This is a genomic window from Granulicella mallensis MP5ACTX8 (assembly GCF_000178955.2).
Taxonomy (GTDB): Bacteria; Acidobacteriota; Terriglobia; order Terriglobales; family Acidobacteriaceae; genus Granulicella; species Granulicella mallensis.
In genome coordinates this window covers 999,071-1,019,049 of record NC_016631.1, presented here as the reverse complement: position 1 = coordinate 1,019,049, position 19,979 = coordinate 999,071, and the positions used below count along the sequence as shown (strand labels likewise).

Sequence of the window (19,979 nt, the reverse complement as noted above, 5' to 3'; positions counted from 1 at the left end):
GAATGGAAAGTTACTGTACGGTTAATTCACGACAGACGTCTGACCTCATACGTCCGTTGACCGTGCTCTTAACGTGCTGGCATAATTGGGAAACATGATCAACAGGGACCTGAACGAGCTCTCCACCAAGGGGCTGAACGAACGCATCTGGAACGGAGTACCCCGGGAGAATCTTGCGACGCGCGTTGCGAACGCCATCCGCGAGCAGGTTCAGTCGGGAAAGCTGGAGCGTGGGGTTCAACTTCGCGGCGAAGTGGAGTTTGCACGGGAGCTTGGGGTAAGCCGGCAGACTCTGCGCGAAGCCACTCGTCTTCTAACCCTGGAGGGTTTGCTCACGATTCGCCACGGCGTAGGCACGTTCGTCGCGGAGAGCCAGGGGTACTTGAGCAGCCCTCTCGACACCATGAACTCCATGTCCGCCCTGATCCGCGAGAATGGCAATGAGGCCAGGGTGGATGGCTTGAAGATTCGGCAAGTTGCCGCCACCGCCGAAGTTGCCACGGCGCTGGATGTTCCGGAGTCTTCCCCCGTCGCCGAGATCTTTCGCCTGCGGCTTGCGGGAGCAACGCCTCTCGTGGTGGCCTACGATTACATCGCGCTTCTCGACGATGCCGAGTGGAAGCTGCCGCTCATCAAGATGTTCGACGGAGGCTCGATCTACGAGTTCATGGCAACGAAACTCCAACGGCACCTGATATCGAGCGAAGCGACGGTAACGGCCGTTGCCGCCAGCAAAAAACATGCGGAGCTTCTGCAGGTTAAGCCCGGCTTCCCTCTCCTGCTGATGCGGGAGATCCAGTTCGAAGCCCAACGCCGTCGTGGCTTGTACAGTGTGATCTACCACAACTCTTCCCTGGTGCAATTTACCCTGGCACGGCCTGGGACGAGGGCGTGACCTCCTCTGTATCCGTCTTTGGCAACCTCACCATCGACGATCTCGTCTTCCCCGACGGATCGACTCGGTGGGCCGTTCCTGGCGGCAGTGTTATCTATGCGGCGTTAGGAGCCGCACTCTGGACAGGACGCGTGAGCATCGTTGCTCCCCTGGGCGCTGATTATCCAATAGAACTTCTGGACCAACGCATCGACCTGTCGCGCTGCCGGCGCGTGCCGCGCACGCTGCGCAACTGGGGCCTCTACGAGGAAGACGGAAGGCGGCACTTCGTCTCACGCAGCGCAACCAGGGACTGGAATGCATTCAGCCCGAAGCTTGCAGATGCGCTCTCCGGCGTTCAATCTGCGGCCCATATTGCTCCGCTGCCGCACGATATCGCCATAGGATTGGCGAGAGAACTTCGCAAGGCAGGCACGCTCTTTATCTCACTCGATCTCGACGATCATGATCTCCTCGGCCGCGCGCATCTCGAGGAGATCGTCGAACTCATCCGTGCCGTCGATCTCTTTCTGCCGAGCCGGCAAGATATCCTCGCGATATTTCCGGGGGTGACTCCGCTCGAAGCCCTGCACAAGCTGCGAGCCCTTGCACCGGATGTGGCGTTGATCGCCATCAAGTGCGGTGCAGAGGGTGCGATCGCTCACGTTGCAGGAGCCGGCGAGCGAATTCATATCCCAGCTATACCCGTTGAACCGGTCGACACAACAGGGGCGGGAGATGCCTTTTGCGGTGGCGTGCTGGCCGGATTCGCCAGAGGCGACGATCCCATCACAGCGTTGCTCTACGGCACGGTATCGGCCTCCTTTTGTATTGAGTCGTATAGCTTTTCCAGTCTCTCCGCCGCAACCGGACAGGAAGCGGCCAGCCGTCTCGCGGCACTTCTTCAACGCGTAGAGCTCCACCCGATGGGTGGATAGTGCGGATGGGGCACGAAGCGGAAGAAAACTGCAAACGCGGAGTGCGCCGAGGACGCCAAGTTTGCGCAGAGTTTCCTTGCATCAACTTGGCGTCCTTCGCGCACTTTGCGTTGCAGTTTGGATTAGCACGGCAACAGCCAGCCACGAAGTATGGTTCACTTTGAGAAGCCCCTGGCCTTGCTTCACGAAAGACGACCGGAAACCATGCAACCGAAATCTCGATTTTTCTACGGATGGGTCATCGTGCTGCTGGCGGCGCTTACCCAGGCTGTCAGCTTCGGCCAGCTCTATCTCAACGGCATCCTGATCGTCTCCTTTCGTGAGATGTTCAAGGTCTCGAATCAACAGATCTTTCTGGCGACCACTGGGCTGATGACGATCACTTATGGAATCGCATCAGCGCTGTTTGGAGTTCTTGCGCACAAATACAAGCTGCGCGTCTTTGCCGTCGTGATCTATGGGTGCATGGCGGTCGGGTATCTCTGCTTGAGTCTGGTGTCGCACGTTTGGCACATCGCACTGATCTACGGAGTGCTGTTTGGAATCGGTCAGTTAGGACTGCCGGTAGCGCAGACGATGATTGCGCACTGGTTTATCGCCCGTCGCGGCATGGCGTTTGGGCTTGCGGCCTGCGGCTTCGCCGTGCCGGGATTTCTGGGCGCGCCCGCCATGGCCTTTTCGATTCACCACTTCGGCTTCTCGAACACGATGCTCGGCTATGGATGCATCATCCTGCTCTTCATCCCCCTGGTCCTGCGCTATGTCATCGACTGGCCGGAGGAGTTAGGACTGGCACCGGACGGCCAGCCAGTCGTCAGTCTCTCCGCCGATGTCACTCCGGAGAAAGAATCAAGCCGCGCGATTGCCTCACTCCTGCCCTCGCCGCTCTTCTGGCTGGTTGCGATCATCATCACGCTCACGCCGCTGATCGTGAATCAACTGATCACGTACTTCGTGCCCATGGCCAAGGCGAGTGGTGTGGATGTCCGAACCGCTTCCCTCTTCATGTCCCGGTTAGCTCTTGCTGCTCTCGCCGCCAAACTGGTAGTCGGATGGCTTGCAGACAGAATCCCATTGTGGATGCTTGCCGCACTGCCTCCGCTTGGTTGCCTGCTCGCTTGTCTGCTTCTGATCGAAGACAGATCCTCTACTTCTTTTGCACTGGCAAGCCTGCTGGTTGGCGCTGGCGGCGGGGCATCGGGTGTGATGATTCCTGTCGTCGTCTCCAAGACCTTTGGACGCGCCGACTTCGGAGCCATCATCGGGCTCTCCACTCCCTTGCTCGTGGTGCAGACGCTCTTCGCTTCATGGGGAGCCGGGCATGTCGTCGACGCCACAGGCGGCTACCGCCTGGTGCTCATGGTCTTCGCCGCCCTGACAATCATTGGCTGTCTGCTGGTTGCCCTGCTTCCTGGAAAGCGACCACAACGGACACCCCTGGCTGTTTGATCGAAGCACGCACCCGGACTTTACGGCCGCCCTGCGCATGGTGAAACTATATGATTTAAATCGTTAGCGATATCCCATGATTCTTCGGCATCTCGAATTCCTTACCGCACTGGCACGCGAAAGACACTTCGCACGAGCCGCAACCTCTTGCAATGTCTCGCAATCCACCCTCTCTGCGGGAATCAAGCAGATGGAAGAGAGCCTTGGAGTCCTGCTTGTGGAGCGCGGCCAGCGCTACGTCGGCCTCACGCCCGAGGGCGCAAAGGTTTTGGAGTGGGCGCAGCACGTCATGACGGACTTTGAAGGGCTGCAGCAGAACCTCACGCAGATGCGCCGCGGTCTGGGAGGTCAACTGAAGATCGGCGCAATTCCCGTAACGCTGCCGATGATCTCTCTTCTCACCACTCCTTTCGCAAAACGCCATCCGCAAGCCACAACCGTGATCCGGTCACTGACCTCGATCGAGATCCAGCGAGGTCTGGACGACTTCAGCCTCGACATCGGCGTGACCTATCTCGACAACGAGCCGCTGGTGCGAGTCCGCAGATTGCAGCTCTACACGGAGCGATACGTCCTGCTCACAAGGCATGGCGAGCACCCTCAGGATCGCAAGACCATCTCCTGGTCGGAGGCCGCGACCTATCCCCTGTGTCTTCTGACCTCCGACATGCAGAACCGCCGCATCCTCGATATGCACTTTCACGAGGCTGGAGCGGAGGTCCACGCGATGATCGAGACCAACTCGCTGATCACGCTCTGGTCCCATCTCCACTTCGGACACTGGTCGACCATCGTGCCACACTCGTTTCTGCCGCTCGTGGGAGAGATGGAAGGTGTGCGCGCTCTTGCTCTTGTGGAACCGGATACGACTCATGCCGTCGGCCTGGTCGCATCCGACCGTGATCCCCTGCCTCCTGCAGCGCGCGCCTTTCTGGATATGGCGAAGGAGATGAATTCGAAACACGAGATTGCCCGCAGGCTCGAATAGGATGCGGCATCAAACTGCTTCTGGAGCGAAATCGAACGGTGCAAACAGTTTGTTGAGGCATAGAGCGGAAAGGCACGGTTTCAACCGTGCCATAGAAGGCCAGGCCGAAGACCCGTACCTCTCTGCCGAAGGCTGGAGTGAAGCCCGCAGGGCGTAACGACTGAATTGCCTTCTTTGGTCGCGGCAAGCAAGCCAGTTCCAGCTACGGATACATCTCTGCTGAGCCTTGTACAGTCTTGGTGACATCAAGGAAAGCAATTCAGTCGCTCCGGCTACGCCTTCGCTCCAGCCTTCGGCAGAGAGGAAGAGGACTGAGCTTCACCTTTACGGCCTGGCTGAAGCCAGGCCCTTCCGGTCCTTGCCACAAGAAGCTATTTGCACGGCTCAATCTTTAGCCCGAAACAACAATTTGATGACGCGCTATACGGGACTTTTACATGCATGCAATCATGATCGAAATCATCGATTGACCCATCGAAAGAGTTTGTTTGACCGTCGTTCTTTCGGTTTGAGAGCTTTGCTTCTGTAAGTGGAGGAAGCAATGGCAAAGATACTTTGTGTTCTGTACGACGACCCAATCACCGGCTACCCGAAATCCTACGCACGCGCTGACGTCCCTAAGATCGATCACTATCCCGGCGGACAGACGGCACCCACCCCCAAACAAATCGACTTCACTCCAGGTGAGCTGCTGGGCAGCGTCTCGGGAGAGCTTGGCCTGCGCAAGTATCTCGAAGGCCTGGGCCACACGCTTGTCGTAACGTCGGACAAGGAAGGCGAAGACTCTGTCTTCGAGCGCGAACTTCCCGATGCTGAAATCGTCATCTCCCAACCCTTCTGGCCTGCTTATCTCACACCGGAGAGAATCGCCAAAGCGAAGAAACTCAAATTGGCGGTCACCGCCGGCATTGGTTCGGATCACGTCGATCTCGAAGCGGCGATCAAGAACGGCATCACCGTAGCTGAGGTCACGTACTCGAACAGCATCAGCGTGTCGGAGCACGTCGTCATGATGATCCTCTCGCTCGTGCGCAACTACATCCCGTCCTACCAGTGGGTGATCAAAGGCGGATGGAACATTGCCGATTGCGTGGAACGCTCGTACGATCTCGAAGCCATGCACGTGGGTACCGTTGCCGCGGGACGCATCGGACTCGCCGTCCTCAAGCGTTTGAAGCCTTTCGATGTGAAGCTGCACTACTTCGACCAGCATCGGCTTCCCGAGAGCGTTGAAAACGAACTCGGCCTCACCTACCATCCCAGCGTTGAAGACATGGTCAAGGTCTGCGACGTAGTCACCATCAACGCTCCGCTGCATCCAGGCACACTCGATCTCTTCAATGACGAATTGATCTCCAAGATGAAGCGTGGCGCTTATCTCGTGAACACAGCACGCGGCAAGATCTGCAACCGGGATGCGGTCGTTCGCGCACTCGAGAGCGGACAACTGGCCGGATACGCGGGCGATGTCTGGTTCCCGCAGCCGGCCCCGAAGGACCATCCGTGGAGGACGATGCCGCATCACGGCATGACTCCTCACATCTCGGGTACCTCGCTCTCCGCACAGGCACGCTATGCGGCAGGCACACGAGAGATCCTGGAGTGCTGGTTCGAAGAGCGCCCCATCCGTGAGGAATATCTCATCGTCGACGGCGGAAAACTCGCCGGAACCGGCGCGCACTCTTACACTGTCAGCAAGTAGCCCTGCCGGCAATCACGAATGGGTGGAGCGTAGGCTCCGCCCATTTCAGTTAAGCTCCCCATCGAAACGAGGAAGAACCAACATGGCAACAAGAGAAGAACTCACACTCAAGATTCAAGACGAGAAGCGCAGCCGTAATCTGAGCTGGAAGCAGATCGCAGAGGGCATCGGTCCTGGCTCTCCGATTCTCTACACCGCAGCCTTGCTCGGGCAGATGACACTCACTAAAACTGAAGCGGAGAATGCAGCCAGGCTCCTCGGGCTGACCGCAATAGAAGCCACCATATTGACCGAACCACCGTTACGTGGCTCCCTGCCGGCCTTGCCTCCCACCGATCCTCTTATCTACCGCTTCCATGAGTTGGTGCAGACCTATGGCACGACATGGAAGGCTTTGATCGAAGAGGAGTTTGGTGACGGCATCATGAGCGCCATCGACTTCGACATGCAGATCGAACGCGAGCCCAACCCCAAAGGCGACAGGGTCAAGATCAACATGTCCGGAAAATTTCTTTCCTACAAGCGCTATTAGAGCCAGGGTAGGCTTGATTTAAATATAGGACCAATTTAGTCTTCATTTGAAGGTGAGTTATCCGGGAGTCTTTTGGCGAAGCGCCCGGGTAATTCTTGAGATCGGCGATGATGGCTCACGAGCAGGCCCTAGAGGTATGGCTCTACAAGCCTCCATCCATATGGAGACAGTAGTATGAGCGTACGACGCCTCTTGTTCTGGGCACATTTGATCGTTGGAATTGCGGTGGGTTTAGGGGTCGCCTATATGGCGGTTACCGGAACGATCCTGGCGTTTCAAACGCAGATCGTCCACTTTGCCGAGCGGGGCATCAAGCCCAACATTCCTTCGCCAGGCGAAGTTTGCACGGTTCCATCGGCCATTCTGATGTCGGCTCAGGCGCAAAGCGGTCAAGCTGCTACGGCGGTCCAACTCTTCTCTGACCCTGGCGTGCCGGCGCAAGTGACCTTGCAGGGCGACGCGACTCTGCTCGTCGATGGCTGCACCGGCAAGGTGCTCGGGCCAGGTGCCAGCAGGCTTCGGATATTTTTCAACTCCGTGCGTGATCTGCATCGCTGGGTCGCCCTGAGCCGCGGCCAGCATGAGGGGTTGCGGTACGTGAAGGATGCTGCCAACCTGGGTTTCTTCTTCCTCCTGCTCAGTGGATTGATCCTCTGGTTTCCGCGCCGCTGGCGAGCTGCCAATCTGAAGTCCGCGTTTACGTTCCGCAGGAACCTGGCGGGCAGGGCTCGCGAGTGGAATCTGCATAACATCGCTGGATTCTGGTTGGCGGTTCCGCTCCTCATCATCTCTGCAACGGGTTCGATCATGGCTTATGGCTGGGCCAACGGGCTGCTCTATCGAGCGGCAGGAACTCCTCTGCCGACGGCTCCGGCAGAGCGACAGATGCAGCATGGCTCCCTCTCCGATCTCACCCTTCTTGATCCTCTGATAGCGCGTGCGAAGTTGCAGGATGCTCGCTGGTACAGCCTGTCGCTTCGGATGCCGGGAGAGAAGGACAAGAACGTTACCTTCTCCATCGATGACGGAAGGGGCGGTCGCCCTCAGGAAAGAGCGCAGCTCGTTCTCTCCTTGAAGAACGCAAAGGTCGTGCGTTGGGAGCCGTTCGACAGCCAGCCGCGCGGCCGCCAGTGGCGACTCTATGCGCGCTACCTGCACACCGGCGAACTCTTTGGGGTAACCGGTCAGTTGATCGCGTTGATCGCAGCACTGGCTGCGCTTCTCCTGATATGGACCGGATTCTCGCTGGCGCTTCGCAGGCTGGCAGCGTGGAGAAAGCGCACCGTCAAGGTCGAGCAGAAGGTAGCACTGGAGCTGGTCTAGATCAGACCGTCCCTATCGCGCTAGCCCGGAATCCCCCAAAAATCGTTTCCCACAACAAGCAAGTCTCCGTTGCAACAGAAAGGTACGCTCATGTCTTCGCTCGTAAAGATTGCTCGTGTGATCTTGTGTCTCACTGGATTTATCCTGGTCTCGTCGTTCTCATGGATCCATGCCCAGAAACCGGAAGGAGTCGCGGCGACGGAGATTCACGGTGTTCTACAGGACAGTTCCGGGGCGGCTATCGCCGGAGGAAACATCGTCCTCCTGGATGCGTCCGGTAAAAGCATGGAGACGACGAGCCAGAATGATGGAAGTTTTGTCTTTCACGCACTGACCGCTGGAACCCCTTATCATCTCACCGTGACCGCACTCGGGATGAACCGCCTAACCCGCGAAGGCGTGATGGCGGACGGCACATTGCTTAGCTTGTCACTTGGAGTAGATCCCCTGCAGCAGACGATTACAGTCTTCGACACCTCTTCAGAGTTGGTGACGGCCCCGGAGTTGACGCGAACGCTCGACCCCACCGAACTCACGCAATTGCCAAGTACCAATCGAAATCTCGCGCAGTTTGCGATGGTCGATCCGAGGGCCAGAAATACTGTCGGCTCGGGATCGGATGGTCGTAGTTCCACCAGGCTGACGATCAACAATCAGTCGTTCCGCTTCACGCAGTACGAGCTCGATGGCAGCACGGACTCCGACTTCATTCTGTCCAACGGACCACAGCAGAATGTGTCGATCTCTGCTATCGGCGAGTTCAAGCTTCTTACCAACGAGTATCTGGCACAGTACGGCAGATCGAGTGGAGGTGTCATTCTTCTTTCGACAAGATCGGGCACCGACCAGTTTCATGGAGAGGCCTTTGGATATGTAAGACCCTCTGGAATTCAGGCAGCGCCACCCGTCTCGACGTTTCATGTGCCCAACTCAAAGCAGCAGTGGGGCAGCACGATTGGCGGTCCGGTGCAACGAGGCAAGACCTACTTTCTCGCCTCCTACGAGCAGCAGCATCAGGAGCGCGGTGCGTTCATCCAATCCCCTGTGCCGGGGTTCTTCGATGGAATCCAGAACTCCTACATGGGCCTGGTCCGGTTGGACCGTAAGTGGAGCGATCGCGAGTTTACGACAGTTCGGTTGAATGGCGACTTTCTCAAGAGCAATAACCTGAACGATATTGTCGGAGGATTTGTTCAGGCAAACGCTGCGCGAACCGACATCCAGCAGAGTGCGGCAGGACAGATTACACAGCGCTCCCTGTTCGGAGGCTGGTTGAACGATTTCAGAATCTCCTACTCGAACTCGCTGCCTCTTTGGTACACGCCCCTGGCTGCGAGCATTCAGATCGTAAGGCCCAGCTACTCGACCACGGGTGGCTCAGCAGTCGAGCATCTGAGGGCACAGGCGTGGCAGGCGGCAGAGACGATCTCGAAGACCTTTGGCACCCATGCGATTACGGCAGGCGGAGACTACATCCATCAGTACACGGACTACAACTTCATCAGCACGCCGCTCGGAACGTACACCTTCGCTGCGGGGGCGCCGACTCCGAACCAGCAGCCGCTGAAGTACACGCAAACGGTGGGAGCCCAGGTGCTGCAGTATGGACAGGAGATCGTCTCCGCGTTTGCCGAGGATGAATGGAAGGCAACCCAGAGGCTCAAGGCGAATCTCGGAGTTCGTTACGACTATCAATCCAACAGCTCCGGAGTGGCCAATGTCCAGCCACGATTAGGCCTCGCCTGGGACGCCTTCGGGAATGGCAACACCCTCGTTCGCGCCGGTGCAGGACTTTTCTACGATCAGATCTACGGACAGTTGCAGCGTAACGCCTTGAACCTCGGCCCGAACTCTTCTGCGGCGAGCTACACCATTTCGAATCCGTCTTACCCCACCCCACCCATCGTAGGAGGAGCGGCGGATCGTCGCGACATCATGTTGCTCAATCCTGACTTGAAGAATCCCTACACGATGGAGGTCTCAACAGGCATCGAACAACGGTTGCCCAAAGGTTGGGTGCTTCAAGTCGATGCCGTATTTATGGGTTCAAGGCATCAACTCATGCTCGACAATCTGAACGCTCCAGCTCCCTTTATCCGAACTGCCGCAGGACAGACGCGAACAACGGCAGCAGCGAACGCTACGAGGCCCTATCTCTTCTATCCCAGAAGCGATGGCACACAGATCGCCGTGGCCAACGTCGAGCAGGTAGACAACGTGGGAAACGCGCGGAACACTTCGGGAGAGGTGCAGCTATCGCGGCACGTTGGAAGACTGTTTCAGTTTCAGGCCGCGTACCTGTTGAGCTCCAACATTACGAATGTGTTCTTCACCGGCGGCAACTCGACCGGCACTCCCAGCGTATGGAACGTGAAGACCGGCGAAAGCGGTCCGTCCGATTACTTCCAGCGGCATCGCTTTGTCGCTACGGGAATCCTGAATCTTCCCGCGGCAGTTCGTCTCACAGGAGTCACCGTCGCAGCCTCTGGCCTACCGGTCAATCCGCTCTCGGGCGTGGATAACGACGGTGATGGAATTCTTGCCGACAGAGCCTTTGGAGTCTCACGAAACTCCTTCAGAGGCCCCGTACAGGCACAAACGGACCTGGCCCTGACGCGAACGTTTCACATCTGGCAGAAGCTGAACATCGAAAGCCGGGCCGAGGTCTCCAATGTCCTCAACCATGGTAACTACGTAAAGTTGACGACAACCTACGGCAACGGGATCAAGCCTGCAAACACCTTCATGATTCCGACAGCGGGCATCTCCAACAGCGATCCTGCCAGGCAGTTTCAGTTCGGCGCTAGATTGTTGTTCTAAATGTTTTTGAAAAGTGAAGGAAGACCCCCTCCGGTTGTCTTTTTGGCGAAGCACCGGAGGAGGTCCGAGATCGACAACCCAAGAGGCTGACGACTGTTTCAATAGACGAACGGGGCTGGCGCAAAGACGCCTCGGAGGCCCGTTGCAGAGAACTTCTGGATCGATGACTCGCACTCCACAGCATTTTTGTTTTTATCTCACGACAGAACCGTCATCCTGAGCGTAGCGTCCCGGCCTTTGGGGACGCGTAGTCGAAGGACCCCGAAGGTTGCTATCTTGCCCATGCCCTTTGCACCTTTTCTACCCCGAGCGCTCGAGCTTGGGCTTTCGTAGTGAGAAAGGTCTCGACACCATGGGCAAGATGAAATCCCTCGGGGTCCTTCGACTGCGCGCTTCGCAAAAACGCGAAGCGCTACGCTCAGGATGACGATTCTGAGGGAGATCGAACAAGAGCATGGGCGTACCTCTAGCCTGGCTCTGCTTCAAACCTCCCGCAGTTGCCTTCTATAAGATGGGAGGCAATCGATATGAAGATTCTGAAGACATGGCAACATTCCATACCCTACCGAACGCTCTCCCACGTTCTTCTTTTTCTGATTCCTTCCTGCGGGTTTCTATCGCCAGGCGCGGCACAATCGACGTCCCGCGCGGAATACCACAACCCGATCCTTTGGGGCGATTACTCCGATCCTGACGTCATCCGCGTAGGCAACGAGTACCTGCTCGTCGCCTCGACCTTCTCCTTCATGCCGGGCATCCCTGTCCTGAAGTCAACAGACCTGCTGCACTGGACGATCGTAGGTCACGTATTTCCGCGTCTCGACATCGATCCCCGCTACAGCATGATCGGTGGCAACCGCTATGGAAGAGGCGCCTGGGCGCCTGCCATCCGTTTTCATGCTGGCCGCTACTACGTCTACTTCCCCACGCCGGACGAAGGAATCTTCATGAGTTCGGCGAGCTCTCCGGCAGGCCCGTGGACGCCTCCCGTAGCTGTACTGGCAGGTCCAGGCTATGAAGACCCCTGCCCCTTCTGGGACGACGACGGTCAGGCCTACCTGATCCATTCACGCGTCGGCGCCGGTCCGCTGATCCTGCATCACATGAGTCCGGATGGACGCACCGTGCTCGACGCCGGCACAGTGATCGAACGGGATGCGAAAAACCTGCCGACGCTCGAAGGACCAAAGCTCTACAAGAGGGATGGTTACTACTACATCTTCGCTCCTTATGGGGGAGTCAGCACAGGAGCACAGGCCGTTCTCCGATCACGCAGCATCGAGGGCCCCTATGAAGTTCGCACGGTGCTTGCGCAGGGTTCGACGTCCGTCAATGGCCCCCATCAGGGTGGCTATATTGAAACGCCCGGCGGCAAAGGATGGTTCCTGCACTTTCACTCCGCCGGTGCGTATGGACGAATCGACTATCTCGAACCGGTTCGATGGGACAACGGTTGGCCCGTCATCGGCAAGGCCGGTAGCGATGAGGTGACGGGCGAGCCTGTAAGTTCCGCTCCCGTGCCCGCAAGTTCACTCTCCAATGCTCGTCCTGCGACGTCAGACGAGTTCTCTCGCTCCGAACTCGGACTGCAATGGGAATGGAACCATAATCCCGAGCCTGCACATTGGTCCCTGGAGGAACGCCGCGGGTTCCTTCGCCTCTATGCCATGCCTGCGCACAGCCTTCTGGAAGCACGCAACACCCTCACCGAAATGGGACAGGACCCAGGCTATTCCTTCACGGTAGCGCTGCAGCTGAAAGGTCTGGCAGATGGACAGCAAGCCGGAGTGGCCATGTTCTCGGAACGGGCAGGCTCCCTCTTCGTCACGCAAGACCATGGCAAACGGCAGCTTCACGCTCTATTGGATGGCAAGGCCTTCGACGGTCCAGCCATCACGACCGACCTCGTACAACTTCGGGTGACGGTCTCCCACGAGACCGCCACCTACGCGTGGAGCACGAACGAAGGAAAGACCTTTCAAACACTGGGCACTCCCACCCCGATCTTCTTCACCTGGTGGAAGGCAGCTCGCCCCGCGATCTTCACCTTCAATGCCGATGAAGACGCTCAGGCTATGGGCTATGTCGATGTGGACTGGGCACACTATGCGCCACTGGCCATCGCGCCGAAGATGTAGCTCTGAAATAGCGCGATAAACCCTCTACTGGCGGCCTTTGTAGTGAAGGTACTGGATCACCGTGTCTCGTACACAGCGAACGGCCGGAGCTAACCGGCCAATATGCCTGGAGTGCAATAACCAGATATTTTGCCTTGGAGTGAAATCCTTCACATCGACCAGTTTCAACTGCTTGCGCAAGGGGGAGGAATGAAACACCTGCGGCATCGCGAGACCGAGCCCCACACCCTCCGCCACAAGAGAGAACTGCAGCTCATATCCTTCTGCTTCCACCGCTGAGACAAAAGGCAATCCACGCTGCAGAAAAGCCACTTCAAGCAGCTGGCGACTTCCGCATCCGTGAGGATTCAGCACCCAGGACTCCTCAGAGAGTTCTTCAAAGTTGATCGACGGCGGCAAGCGCTTCGTCTTCGCTGCAACGATAGAAAGCGGCTCTGTTCCAATGCACTCCGCTACCAGGGAGGACGGGGGGACAACTCCCTCGGGAATCAAGACGACGGCGGCATCTAACGTCCGACTGGCGAGACGCTCCAGAAGAACCGTGCTCCACTGCACAAAGGCCTGAATCTGTAACTTCGGGAACTCCGTGCGGAGACATCGTATCGGCGAACCGATGGCAAGATCTCCCAGCCCGCGCGGCATTCCAAAACGAAAATTGCCGGAGGGCTCCCCCCCGTTCATGATGCCCGTCTTCAGATCGTTCACAGAGCTTAATACGGGCTTCGCAAACTCGTACGTCTCCTGCCCAGCGCGAGTCGGACGCATGGGCCGTGTCTGCCGATCGAGTAGCGGCATCCCCAATGCGTCTTCCAGGTTCTGAATCCGGCGCGTCACAGCCGACTGCGTGAGATGAAGGCCGGCAGCCGCCGCCACAACCGAGCCATGGTCTACAACAGAGACGAAAGCCTCCAGATCAATCAGGTTCATTCGCTTCGACTCCTCTTCTCTTTCTGATGCTTATTCTTCCTTGAAGATTCCTTATATGCCATCTTCAGCCCCACAGAATGCTCAATCCTCATAATGATTATTAAGAAGTTTCATGATTCTTAGTATGCACGATAGGAATCTATCACTGCATAACCCTTTCTGCGGGATTGCGGCTTGCGGAAGAGGTGAACCAGAGAAAGAGCACTCAAGGAGAAGCGAAGCGGAGGCCAACATAGGCCCCCCGGAGCGAAAACAAGATTATGTGGATAGTCAGATTAGCCCTCAATCGGCCCTATACCTTTATTATCCTGGCGCTCCTCATTCTGTTGCTTAGCCCAGCGATCATCCTTCAAACCCCCACGGACATCTTTCCTAACATCAATATCCCGGTGATCTCCGTCGCCTGGACCTACACGGGACTCAATCCTGAAGACCTTGAGACGCGCCTAACCACTCCTTATGAGAAGGTGCTGACCACGCTGGTCGATAACATTCAGCACATCGAGTCCACCACCTACAACGGAGTCGCGGTAGTAAAGATCTATCTTCAGCCCGGAACGAGCCTCGATACGGCAAACGCCCAGGTGGTGGCGGCAGGTGGGTTTGTAGAGCGCTTTCTTCCTCCGAACGTGCAGCCGCCGGAGATCATCAACTTCAGCGCTTCGAGCGTTCCCATTCTGCAGCTTGGAATCTCCGGAAAAGGGATGTCCGAATCGCAGTTGAACGATCTCACCCTCAACTTCCTGAGAACCCAGCTCATCACGGTTCCAGGAGCCGTGATCCCGCTGCCGTATGGCGGCAAACAACGGCAGGTGATGATCAACATGGATCAGAACCTGATGCAGTCCAAGGGAGTCACGCCTGACGACGTACTGAACTCCGTCAACGCACAGAACCTGATCCTTCCCTCCGGCACCGCCAAGGTGGCGGAAAGCGAACTGGATGTGCGCCTGAATGTAGCGCCTCGCACCATCGCCGAGTTGAATAACATCCCGATCAAACAGGTGGGGCACACGACGATCTACCTGAGAGAGGTTGCCCGCGTAAGCGACGGATTCGCCGTGCAGACCAACGTAGTTCGCCAGGACGGACACCGCGGCGTGCTTCTCTCCATCCTGAAGGCAGGCAATGCTTCAACGCTGGATGTCGTCTCAGGCATTCGCGGAATCCTGCCTCATGCCGCTGCAACGCTGCCCCCTGAACTGAAGATCAATCCGCTCTCCGACCAGTCGGTCTTCGTACGCGGCGCGATCAGCGGTGTAATTCGAGAAGCCGTGATCGCCGGTGCTCTGACTGGGTTGATGATCCTGCTGTTTATCGGGAGCTGGCGCAGCACCATCATCATCGCCGTCTCGATACCCCTCTCGATTCTCACCTCGATCATCGTATTGAGCTTTCTGCACGAGACGATCAACATCATGACACTCGGCGGCCTGGCTCTCGCCGTCGGCATCCTGGTCGACGACGCCACTGTTGAGATCGAGAACGTCAACCGCATTCTCGAAGAGGGGCATGAGACCGACATCAAACAAGCCATTTTGGATGGTGCGCAGCAGATTGCGGTTCCAGCCCTGGTCTCGACGCTCTGCATCTGCATCGTCTTCATGCCGCTCTTTCTGCTCGGCGGAGTAGCTCGCTATCTCTTCGTCCCTCTCGCAGAAGCTGTCGTCTTCGCGATGCTCGCGTCTTACATTCTCTCCAGAACGCTCGTGCCCACGCTGGCGATGTACATGCTCAAGCTCAATGAGGGCCGCGAAGACTCACGCAACCCTTTCGTGCACTTTCAAAGAAGTTTTGAGAGAGGCTTCGAGCGCGTACGTGCCGCCTATCACGATCTGCTGACACGGCTTGTCACTCATCGGAAGCTGTTTATTCCCGCCTTTCTCCTGGTCTGTCTCTGCGTCTTTCTCCTGGTGCCTTGGCTCGGACAGGACTTCTTCCCACAGAGCGACAGCGGCCAATTCATCCTGCACGTTCGCTCAAAGACGGGCATGAGAATCGAAGAGACAGCACAGCTCTCAGATCGCATCGAAGGCGTGATTCGCAAGGAAGTCCCAGCGAACGAGATGGACAACATCCTCGATAACATCGGCCTGCCGTATAGCCCGTTGAATACGATGCACTCGACCTCCGGTGTACTCGGCGCGAATGACGTCGACATTCTCGTGTCACTGAACGAACACCATCGTCCAACAGCCGATTATGTTCGCGACCTGCGGAAGACTCTTCCTCAAGAGTTTCCCGGCGTCACCTTCTACTTCCTGCCGGCGGACATCGTGACCCAGATCCTCAACTTCGGTCTTCCCTCTCCGATCGATGTGCAGATCGAAGGAAGCAACGTACAGGCGAACCATGTCATCGCCGAAAAGCTGATGGCCCAACTGCACCAGGTGTCCGGCCTTGCGGACCTCCACATCCAGCAGCCTCTCGACTATCCCACGCTCAACGTTGACGTGGACCGAACGAAGGCCTCGCAGGCAGGACTTACGGAGCAGAATATCGCGTCGAGTGTGTTGAACACCTTGAGCGGCAGCTTCCAGGTCACGCCGATGTTCTTCGTCAACTGGAATAACGGGGTGAACTACAACCTGGTCGCTCAGACTCCACAGTACCGCGTTCAATCGGTGAAGGATATTCAGAATATTCCGATCGCGGACGGGAATAAAAATAATCCGGAGATACTCGGGGACGTTGCATCGATGCAGCGCTCCCACGAGATGGCCGTTATCTCTCACTACAATATCCGGCGAGTGATCGACGTCTATGGAGCTGTGCAGGACCGCGATCTCGGCTCTGTCAGCCGTGATGTGCAGAAGATCGTCGATGCGAATCGGGCGTCCCTGCCGCGTGGAACCTTCATCACCATACGCGGCCAGATTACCACGATGCGTGCTTCCTATAACGGTTTGCTGCTGGGTCTTGGGTTTGCAATCGTGCTGGTGTACATGCTGATCGTCGTGAACTTCCAGTCATGGCTTGATCCCTTCATCATCATCACGGCGCTTCCCGCCGCCATGGCCGGCATCGTTCTCATGCTCTTCTTCACCCATACGACGTTGAGTGTTCCAGCCTTGATGGGAGCGTTGATGTGCGTCGGCGTTGCGACGGCCAACAGCATCCTGGTCGTCTCCTTCGCAAAGGAACGGCTGCAGCTTCACGGAGACGCTCTGAGAGCTGCTATCGAGGCAGGCAACACCCGCTTTCGTCCTGTCATCATGACGGCTCTCGCCATGATGATCGGCATGGTGCCGATGGCTCTTGGCCTCGGCGACGGCGGTGAACAGAATGCGCCGCTCGGACGCGCCGTGATCGGTGGTCTGCTCTGCGCGACCATCGCCACCCTGGTCTTTGTTCCGTCCGTGTTTACGTTGTTCCACCACAACACTCAAATCATACCCTCAGACCCCTCTGAGGACATCCAGGATCACGCAACAGCCTAAAGCGGAGTTACGTCATGACACAGAATGAATCAAACATTGCCGCAGCAAACGCTCCAGTGCCCTCTCAGAATCGGCCTCGCAGCAAGCGACCCGTCATCATCGGAGCCATCCTTGTCCTTGGTATTGGGTTAGCCGTCTTCAAGGGAATCCATTCACGCGTGGAAGCCGAGGAGCAGTTGCATTCCGTCGCCCAGGCCTCCGCCATACCGTTTGTCGATGTGGTCTATCCCAAAGGGAACTCCGAGGCGGAAGAGGTTGAATTGCCTGGAAACACGCAGGCTTTTACCGACACTCCTATCTATGCCCGCACCAGTGGCTACGTTCAACACTGGTATGTAGACATCGGTGCTCATGTAAAGCAGGGACAGCTTCTTGCTGTGATCGAGACCCCGGAACTCGACCAGCAACTCGCACAAGCGAAAGCGGAGCTCAAGAATGCTCAAGCCAATCTGCAGATCTCGCAGATTACGGCAACGCGCTGGCAGAAGCTGATCAAGACCAACTCCGTCTCGCAACAGGAGACAGATCAAGCCATCAGCGATCTCGGCTCGAAACAAGCTCTGGTGGATTCGAATAAAGCCAACGTCGATCGGCTGGAACAGCTTCAAGCCTTTGAGCGGATTACCGCGCCCTTCGACGGAGTGATTACGGCCCGTAACACGGATATCGGAGCATTGATCCAGGCCGGTGATAACACTGGCCCCAAAGAGCTCTTTCACCTCGCCGCCGTTCAGAAGCTGCGCGTGTACATCCCCGTCCCTGAGGTCTATGCCTCCTCCATCAAGACGGGAGAGCAGGTTCCAGTAACTCTGGATGCCTTTCCGGGAGAGAAGTTCACGGGAACGCTGGTACGAAATGCCGACGCGATCGACTCGAACTCACGCACGTTGAACGTAGAGGTTGACGTGGCGAATCCCTCGGGACGATTGATGCCGGGAGCTTACGCCTTTGTGCATCTCAAAGTCCCGGCCAGCACCAGCGCCGTCTCCGTTCCGACCAATGTGTTGCTCTTCCGCTCTGAGGGATTAAGAGCAGGCGTTGTGCGCAATGGTCACATACAGCTAACTCCCATCACGATTGGGCAGGACTATGGGGCTTCCGTAGAGGTGCTCAGCGGCCTCTCCTCGCAGGATGCCGTCATCGTAAACCCTTCGGACTCCCTTGCGAATGGAGCCGCCGTTCAGATCGCCCAGAAGCCGGCAGACGGAGCACGACAATGAATAAGTATCTTCTACCCCTAAGCGCCACCGTATTGTTGTTATCCGGATGCATGGTTGGCCCCAAGTACACCAAGCCAACAGCTCCCCTGGCACCCGACTTCAAGGAGTTGACCAACTGGAAAGAATCGGATGGCTGGAAGGTCGCCCAACCGGATAGCACGCTGATTCGAGGAAAGTGGTGGGAGCTCTACGGCGACCCGAAATTGAATGAGTTGGAAGAGCAGGTAGAACCTTCGAACCAGTCGTTGAAGATTGCCGAAGCGAACTTCCGCGAAGCCCGGGCTGCGATCCGCTTCAACCGCGCGGCTGAAGCTCCAACGATTGGGACAGCGCCCAGCATCTCAGCGGTTCGCGACTCAGCCGACCAGCCCTATTTCTCGCCCAGCCTGGCAAACAACGGCACGGGAAGTTTCACACTCCCCTTCGACCTCAACTACGAGGTCGACCTCTGGGGCAGGGTGCGCCGCACCGTCACCGCGTCGAGGGAACAGGCCCAGGCGAGCGCCGCCGATCTTGAGACAGCGCGGTTGAGTCTCCATGCCGAAGTTGCCATCGACTACTTCGAAGTTCGGAGCGCGGATGCGCAGAAGAAGCTTCTCGACGATACTGTCGCCGCCTATCGCCAGGCACTCGAACTGACAGTGAATCGCTTCGAGGGTGGTGCGGCGCCCGAGTCCGATGTCGCACAGGCAAAGACCCAACTCGATGCCGCCCGCGTTCAGGCTTCAGAGATTACAGTTCAACGAGCGCAGTACGAACATGCCCTGGCCATTCTCATCGGGAAGCCTCCCGCAGCCTTCGACCTGCAGCCGATCCCTCTCAATTTGCGACCTCCGGCTATGCCATCTATTCCTGTCGTTCTCCCTGCGCAACTACTCGAACGACGTCCTGACATCGCCTCTGCCGAACGCCACATGGCGGCGGCGAACGAGCAGATTGGAATCGCACAGGCTGCCTACTATCCAACGCTTAATCTGTCAGCAGCGGCCGGTTTTGAAGGCTCCTCCCTGTTGAACTGGTTCAACTGGCCCAGCCGTTTTTGGGCCGTCGGTCCAGGACTATCGGAGACCCTCTTCGATGCAGGCAGACGCCGGGCAACCACGGACACAGCCAGGGCAGGCTACGACGGCGCTGTCGCCAACTATCGCCAGACCGTGCTGACCTCCTTTCAGCAGGTAGAGGACAACATCGTCGTCCTGCACGTGCTCCAGACAGAATCGGCACAGCAGCATGAGGCTACAGGGTCTGCTGAAAAAGCCCTTCAGCTATTTCAAAACCGCTATGAGGGCGGTGTCGATACTTATCTGCAAGTTGTCACTTCGCAAACAACAGCCCTGGCGAATGAGCGAAACGACATCGATATTATGCGGCGACAGTTTGAAGCCAATGTCCTTCTGATCAAGGCACTGGGTGGAGGCTGGGATGTTGCGACCTTACCTAAGCTGTAAATAACCGGCAGACTGCCTCACGATGCAATAGATCGGAGAAGAGTTGTCCCGGCAAAAAGTTTACAGCAAAATGTATGTCGATTTAATCGGGCAGCATATCCGTAGATGTACCGCAGATTAATCAATTCGAAGGCTGTAACCTTCTCTGACGTCGTAGCTCTAACGGTTGCACGATCCAAT

General features: G+C 57.2%; 13 protein-coding genes. 12 read left to right on the top strand and 1 reads right to left on the bottom strand.

Translation table 11 applies throughout. The annotated features are described in order from the left end of the window. The first annotated feature begins 94 nt into the window (after positions 1-94). The 9 genes from ACIX8_RS04330 (at position 95) to ACIX8_RS04290 (ending at position 12,764) form a co-directional block, all read left to right on the top strand. Entirely contained in the window at positions 95-895 is an 801-nt protein-coding gene (locus ACIX8_RS04330; RefSeq protein WP_014264103.1) for a GntR family transcriptional regulator, read from the top strand. Further along, positions 892-1,812 carry a carbohydrate kinase family protein gene (locus ACIX8_RS04325; RefSeq protein ID WP_014264102.1) on the top strand — a complete coding sequence of 307 codons (921 nt, stop codon included), beginning with the start codon at positions 892-894 and terminating at the stop codon, positions 1,810-1,812. Before ACIX8_RS04330 ends, ACIX8_RS04325 begins: the two co-directional genes overlap by 4 nt. Before the next feature lie 204 nt (positions 1,813-2,016). After that, on the top strand, positions 2,017-3,261 hold the full coding sequence (locus ACIX8_RS04320; RefSeq protein ID WP_044176147.1) for an MFS transporter: 1,245 nt from the start codon (positions 2,017-2,019) through the stop codon (positions 3,259-3,261). 76 nt (positions 3,262-3,337) lie between these two features. Then, positions 3,338-4,249, top strand: coding sequence for a LysR family transcriptional regulator (locus tag ACIX8_RS04315; RefSeq protein WP_014264100.1), 912 nt, complete (start codon positions 3,338-3,340; stop codon positions 4,247-4,249). Between the two features lie 541 nt (positions 4,250-4,790). Further along, complete coding sequence (locus ACIX8_RS04310) at positions 4,791-5,951, top strand: NAD-dependent formate dehydrogenase (RefSeq protein ID WP_014264099.1); 1,161 nt, start codon at positions 4,791-4,793, stop codon at positions 5,949-5,951. Positions 5,952-6,033: 82 nt separating this feature from the next. Then, positions 6,034-6,483 (top strand): cyanase, encoded by a 450-nt coding sequence (gene cynS, locus ACIX8_RS04305; protein WP_014264098.1) that lies wholly within the window; start codon positions 6,034-6,036, stop codon positions 6,481-6,483. Positions 6,484-6,657: 174 nt separating this feature from the next. Next, the gene (locus ACIX8_RS04300) at positions 6,658-7,806 is read left to right on the top strand and encodes a PepSY-associated TM helix domain-containing protein (RefSeq protein ID WP_014264097.1); all 1,149 of its coding nucleotides are present in this window, start codon (positions 6,658-6,660) and stop codon (positions 7,804-7,806) included. Between the two features lie 90 nt (positions 7,807-7,896). Further along, complete coding sequence (locus ACIX8_RS04295) at positions 7,897-10,626, top strand: TonB-dependent receptor (protein WP_014264096.1); 2,730 nt, start codon at positions 7,897-7,899, stop codon at positions 10,624-10,626. Positions 10,627-11,153: 527 nt separating this feature from the next. Further along, a complete protein-coding gene (locus tag ACIX8_RS04290; RefSeq protein ID WP_014264095.1) occupies positions 11,154-12,764 on the top strand; it encodes a glycoside hydrolase family 43 protein in 1,611 nt (536 codons plus the stop codon). A 24-nt stretch (positions 12,765-12,788) separates the two neighbouring features. Here ACIX8_RS04290 and ACIX8_RS04285 read toward each other — a convergent pair whose 3' ends face one another. Beyond that, entirely contained in the window at positions 12,789-13,691 is a 903-nt protein-coding gene (locus ACIX8_RS04285) for a LysR family transcriptional regulator (protein ID WP_014264094.1), read from the bottom strand. Positions 13,692-13,951: 260 nt separating this feature from the next. On the opposite strand from ACIX8_RS04285, the gene ACIX8_RS04280 reads away from it, so the two are divergent. The 3 genes from ACIX8_RS04280 to ACIX8_RS04270 are packed head-to-tail and all read left to right on the top strand — an operon-like array spanning position 13,952 to position 19,799. Beyond that, positions 13,952-17,131, top strand: coding sequence for an efflux RND transporter permease subunit (locus ACIX8_RS04280; RefSeq protein WP_014264093.1), 3,180 nt, complete (start codon positions 13,952-13,954; stop codon positions 17,129-17,131). Positions 17,132-17,145: 14 nt separating this feature from the next. Next, a complete protein-coding gene (locus ACIX8_RS04275; RefSeq protein WP_014264092.1) occupies positions 17,146-18,351 on the top strand; it encodes an efflux RND transporter periplasmic adaptor subunit in 1,206 nt (401 codons plus the stop codon). After that, positions 18,348-19,799, top strand: a complete 1,452-nt coding sequence (locus ACIX8_RS04270) for an efflux transporter outer membrane subunit (protein ID WP_014264091.1) — start codon at positions 18,348-18,350, stop codon at positions 19,797-19,799. Before ACIX8_RS04275 ends, ACIX8_RS04270 begins: the two co-directional genes overlap by 4 nt. Positions 19,800-19,979: the final 180 nt, after the last annotated feature.